General features: G+C 58.2%; 3 protein-coding genes. 2 read left to right on the forward strand and 1 reads right to left on the reverse strand.

Going from position 1 to position 4,593, the window contains the following annotated elements:
* Positions 1-682: 682 nt before the first annotated feature.
* Positions 683-1,897 carry a Cdc6/Cdc18 family protein gene (locus WBV42_RS13695; RefSeq protein ID WP_253228660.1) on the forward strand — a complete coding sequence of 405 codons (1,215 nt, stop codon included), beginning with the start codon at positions 683-685 and terminating at the stop codon, positions 1,895-1,897.
* Positions 1,898-1,915: 18 nt separating this feature from the next.
* On the opposite strand, the gene WBV42_RS13700 is transcribed toward WBV42_RS13695, so the two are convergent.
* On the reverse strand, positions 1,916-3,241 hold the full coding sequence (locus WBV42_RS13700) for an APC family permease (RefSeq protein WP_423986520.1): 1,326 nt from the start codon (positions 3,239-3,241) through the stop codon (positions 1,916-1,918).
* Between the two features lie 335 nt (positions 3,242-3,576).
* Between WBV42_RS13700 and WBV42_RS13705 the strand changes: the two genes are divergently transcribed.
* On the forward strand, positions 3,577-4,278 hold the full coding sequence (locus WBV42_RS13705; protein WP_423986521.1) for a hypothetical protein: 702 nt from the start codon (positions 3,577-3,579) through the stop codon (positions 4,276-4,278).
* Positions 4,279-4,593 lie beyond the last annotated feature (315 nt).

Consider the following 4,593-nt stretch of genomic DNA (forward strand, 5'->3'; position numbering starts at 1 on the left):
CGAGGGAAGTGGTTGCGCTCCGCGGAATCTGCCATACCCGGGACATAGAGTGGCATGGAACATACACCGTCGTACCGCTGTCTTTCGCAAGGGGTTACTCGCTCGTCCCGGGTGTTACCGACTCGAACGGTGGTTCTTCCCCACCCCACCGTTCCGTTGTTCTTCATAGTCATGGGGAGCGACGAAGTAAAGGGCCACTTCCGTAGTTTCCTCTGTCTGCAGATATTTATAAACACCCCCACCCCTCGATTCCGCTGAATTCCACGCCGAAGGTAGGCCGACGAAAATACGACTCCGATGATCGACGGGGAACCGAATAATATTCATCAACTATATCGTCGAAATAGTCGATTTAGTCTAGTTTGCGGATATTGTTGTGATGATATCGACTTGAATCTTCCCATTCTAGAAACCCCATCTTCCCCCACCCCACCGTTCGTTCCTCATTCAGCGGAATCGAGGGGTGGGGGTGTTATTTAAGTAACCGAGACAGAAGAAACACCGGAATCAGAGGAACGGCTGGTTTACCGTGTCATTTCCTCGACTCCGTTCCCGACGTATCACACGAGAACGGGTGGCTCGGGTAGGCTATGTCCATTTTCCACCATTCAGATGAAACTCAGGAATCAAAGGAACGGGTGGTTCGGAAGGGTTATGCCACTCCTCCGTTTGCGATGGAATAATGGGTTCATTCGAATTTGTTCGCGAACATTCTCCGTACAAAAATCGTGAAGCACTGTTGGACGATTACACGCCCGACACGCTGGTGGGACGGGATTCCGAGTTGGAAGAATATCACGGTGCGCTCCAACCCGCGATTTACGGGGAACAACCGGACAACATCTTCCTCTACGGGAAAGCCGGTGTGGGGAAAACCGCCGCAACGCGATTCTTGCTGAACAAACTGGAGAACAACGCCGACGAGTACGACGACCTCGACATCTTCACCGAACTGGTCAACTGCGACGGTCTCAACTCCAGTTATCGCGTGGCGAGCCACCTCGTGAACACCCTTCGGGACCCCGCGAACCGAATCAGCGAGACCGGCTATTCGCGCTCACAGGTGTACGAACTCATGTGGGACGAACTCGACAGCCACGGCGGTATCATCCTCCTCGTACTGGACGAAATCGACCACTTGAAGGACGACAGCATCCTCTATCAACTCTCGCGTGCACGCGAAAACGGCAACCTTACCGAAGCCCGAATCGGCCTCATCGGTATCAGCAACGACCTCACGTTCCGTGACGGACTCTCACCGAAAGTCCGTTCCTCGCTCTGTGAGCGGTCCATCTCCTTTTCGACCTACGACGCGAACGAGCTCCGCGCAGTCCTCGACCAGCGCCGGGAAGTTGCGTTCAAGGACGACGTGCTGACCGACGACGTGATCCCCCTCTGTGCGGCGTTCGGCGCACAGGAATCCGGCGACGCACGAAAGGCACTCGACTTGCTTCTGAAGGCTGGCGACCTCGCTCGTGAGGAAAACGCCGCTCGCGTGTCGGAAGAACACGTTCGACGCGGTCGCGACCTGCTCGAACGCGAACAGGTCGCTCGTGGTATCGCCGATTTGAACGATCACGAGCGACTGGTCGTCTACGCGCTCGCGACGCTCGAAGCGGAAGGCGAGACGCCCGCCCGTTCCCGGGAGATTTACTCCCGATACAAGGCACTCTCGGTGACCGCCCAGCGCGAAGCCCTGACCGCTCGCTGGCTACGCGAGCACCTGGACGACCTCGCGATGCTCGGAATCCTCTCGGTTTCGGAGATCAACGAAGGTTCCGCGGGTGGAAAGTATCGCGAATACGCGCTTCAGCAGGACCTCGCGGTCGTGCTGGACGCGCTGGAAGAAACCCTCGAAGCGATGGGAGTTCACACGAGCGTTAAGGGCTACGTATAACGGACGGCACCCGAGTCTTCACACGTACTCTTCAATTTCGGCCTCTACCGACGCAGCTTTTTCTTCTATCGATTTCCGCTCGAAGTACGCCACCTCGACGACGACGACGACGATCGTAATGATGGCGACCGTCCAGAACACCGAGTTCTCCGCCGTGTAGAGGTGCCAGACCAGCGCGACGATGGTCGCTATCGCGCCGACGGTCCCGATGGCGGGAACGATTACCGTCTTCAGGTCGTCGCTGCTCCGATTTTTCAGCGCCAGATAGCTCGCGGCCCCGAAGATGGTGATGAATGCGAGGGATGCGAACGACGAGATCCCGTTGAGGCTCCCGACGACGGTGAACGCCGCCGTCAGCGTCCCGAGAATGACCAACGCTCGAACCGGTTCGCCGCCGCCGTCGGCACCGATCTGTGCGGGAAGATAGTCCTCGGTTACCATCTCGCTGAGGAGGCGCGAGGAACTGAACAGCGTCGCGTTGATGGCGCTCCCGGTGGAGAACAGCGCGGCGATCGAGATGAGAACGAATCCGGTCTGCCCGAGAAACGGCCTCGCAGCCACCGCCAGCGCTGTTTCCGCGTTTTGCTTGATCTCCAGCGGGGAGACGAGGTTCGTCGTCACGACGGCGACGATGATGTAAATCGCCGTTACGCCGACGATGGAGATGTAGATCGCCTTCCGTATCGTCTCGGCCGGATCCTTGATGCTGTCACGGTCGAACAACAGCAGTTCCCAGCCTTCGAACGCGACGAACGAGAGCGCCGCCGCGATGACCGGACCGACGCCGAGTTTCGCGAACCCGGTGTGGAGCTTTCCGTTTTTGTATCCGTAGTAGAGACCACCGAAGCCGAACACCAGCAGTATGAGCACTTTCAACCCGACGAGCACGTCTTCCGTTCGGCCGGACGCGTGTGCGCCGAGCACGTTCAGACCGACGAACAGGACGATGACGAGTCCGGAGACGAACGGCCGTGCCGGAATACCTGCGATCCTCGTGAGGCCGACGAGTTCGGTGAAGTAGCCGCCGAACGCGTAGGAGTACATCGCCATCGTGCCGATGTAGCCGACGATAAAGGTCCATCCCGTCATCCCCGCCAGTTTCGTACTTCCGGTGAACCGCTCGATGTAGGTGAGCGGCCCACCGCCGTCCCCCGAGAGTTTGCCCAAACGAACGAACGAGTAGCCCGCGGCCATCGCGATAATCCCTGCGACGATGAACGCGAGCCACGCCAGCGTGTCCGCGGCGGCCGCTACGACGCCGAGAACGGCGAAAATACCGCCACCAACCATCCCACCCACCGCCATCGAAATCGACTCGGTCAACCCGATCTTTTCGGACGCCATATATCACCACCGGCGTTCCAGCATATCAATAGTACCGAAAACCTGTCGATTAAATCACCAGAGGGGGTGGACAAATAGTCGATGATTCCCGGTCGTCCGAACGGGGCGGATACCCACATCGACCGATTTTCGGCGGATGGGAACCGTGAGGTAATCGCTCCCTTCTCCCGTCGATATCCGGTTATCATGGTTACCGTCACGAAACGATGGTTCGTCGTTCGCGTGTAGCCGTTTCACGGTACGAACGATAGTCGTCGTTTATTGGCTCTCACCAATCGTTTGTGGGCATGTCTCGCGACAGATCGATCAGCCAGACACGACGACGATTCTTGACGATGACAGGCGGTACGCTCGTCGGTATGACGGCCGTCGGGGCCGCTCAGCAGAACGGACATCAAATGGCCGAATCGCTCCAACTGGGTGGACGCGTTCAAGGGTGGCAGGGGAGAGCCCCGAACTCCATCAAGGGGCAGAAGAACCCGACGCTGAAGCTCCAGACCGGACAGGTGTATCAGGTGACGTGGACGAACCTGGACGGCCAACCGCACGATTTCGCCCTCCAGGATTCCAACGGGAACAACCTCAAAGTCATCTATCCGGACGTACGGACGAACGAGAACGGCGGTGGGGGCGACAGTATGGGGAACGGCGGCGGAAACATGGGTGGCGGCAGCACAAAACCGCCGAAAAACGCCATCAACAAGACGAAAATTGTTCAGAAGAAGGGCGCGACGCAGACCCTCCAGTTCGTCGCCACGAGCGAGATCGAGAAGTACTACTGCACCGTCCACCCGACGACGATGGTCGGGAAGGTACAAACGAGCGGCAAGGGTGGTTCGGGTGGGAGCGGCGACCATAGCGGACAAAACGGGGATCACATGGGTGGAAACGGTCACGATGGCGACCACAGTGGCGGAAACGGTCACAACGGAGACCACATGGGTGGAAACGGTGACCATAGCGGGAACGATGGAGGTCACATGGGAGACGGTCACAACGGCGGGAGCAACACCGACCATGACGGCAGCGGGAACTAACGACGTCCCTCTATTTTTTCGACTCGTCGTACTGGCAACCAGAACTATCGGACATCCCCTCGAACGATGTGCATGAACGCACAAGTCGAGTACGTCACCCAAACCGGCATGGAGTACGAGGAGGCGTTCGACGTCGCAAGTGACCTCAATTTCGACTACGTGTAGTTAATGATGGACGGCACGTTCTCGGTCGAAGTGTTCACCCTCGACTACGGCTACCTGGGGACGAACAAGACGTATCTGGACGAACTGCTGTAGGCGCTGTGTCGCACCGAACAGTTGCTTCCCGCTCTCCATCGGAAGGACCGAATTCGT

This window comes from Haladaptatus sp., assembly GCF_049589095.1.
In the GTDB taxonomy this organism is placed as follows: Archaea; Halobacteriota; Halobacteria; order Halobacteriales; family Haladaptataceae; genus Haladaptatus.

Bases quoted from the DNA above. Each gene is read 5' to 3' on its own strand.
- WBV42_RS13695 (WP_253228660.1), top strand. From the start codon at position 683: ATGGGTTCATTCGAATTTGTTCGCGAACATTCTCCGTACAAAAATCGT.
- WBV42_RS13700 (WP_423986520.1), bottom strand. From the start codon at position 3,241: ATGGCGTCCGAAAAGATCGGGTTGACCGAGTCGATTTCGATGGCGGTG.
- WBV42_RS13705 (WP_423986521.1), top strand. From the start codon at position 3,577: ATGACAGGCGGTACGCTCGTCGGTATGACGGCCGTCGGGGCCGCTCAG.